The sequence below is a fragment of the Corynebacterium sp. HMSC14B06 genome, assembly GCF_001807075.1.
Taxonomy (GTDB): domain Bacteria; phylum Actinomycetota; class Actinomycetes; order Mycobacteriales; family Mycobacteriaceae; genus Corynebacterium; species Corynebacterium jeikeium_D.
Genome location: NZ_KV787399.1, coordinates 1 through 815, shown reverse-complemented (window position 1 = coordinate 815; position 815 = coordinate 1). Strand labels below are relative to the sequence as shown.

1 rRNA gene is annotated in these 815 nt (G+C 52.6%); it reads right to left on the bottom strand.

Going from position 1 to position 815, the window contains the following annotated elements:
• Positions 1–705, bottom strand: a 23S ribosomal RNA gene (locus tag HMPREF3130_RS10035); the annotation flags it as partial.
• Positions 706–815: the final 110 nt, after the last annotated feature.

Genomic DNA, 815 nt, shown 5'->3' with positions numbered 1-815 from the left:
CCAAACGGGTTAACCTCGCGACATGCCGCTGACTCGCAGGCTCATTCTTCAAAAGGCACGCCATCACCCCACAAAAAAGGGCTCTGACGGATTGTAAGCACATGGTTTCAGGTACTATTTCACTCCCCTCCCGGGGTACTTTTCACCATTCCCTCACGGTACTAATCCGCTATCGGTCATAAGCAGGTATTTAGGCTTACCGGGTGGTCCCGGCAGATTCACAGCAGATTCCACGAGCCCGCTGCTACTCGGGCAACACACCAATTGCACGCACGGGTGTTTCACGTACCGGACTCTCACCGTCTACGGCAGGACATTCCAATCCACTTCCGCTACACCCACACAACACAACGCAGGACTAGCAGACCCTGCACAATGCATCCCCACAACCCCACGCACGCAAACCCTGCCAGGTATCACACGCACGCGGTTTAGCCTCATCCACGTTCGTTCGCCACTACTAACGGAATCACAATTGTTTTCTACTCCTACGGGTACTGAGATGTTTCACTTCCCCGCGTAACCACCAATTAGACTATGAATTCATCTAACGGCGACCGCCCACAACGACGGCCAGGTTTCCCCATTCGGACACCCTCGGATCAACGCTCAGTTGGCAGCTCCCCGAGGCCTATCGCAGCCTCTCACGTCCTTCATCGGCCTACTATGCCAAGGCATCCACCATGCGCCCTTACAACACAACACACAAACAAATAACTAAGAACAATCACAAACAGAAAAACTGCTTGACAAAATCGAACTTACAGAAAAACAAGATGCTCGCGTCCACTATCCAGTTCTCACACAACACCCAC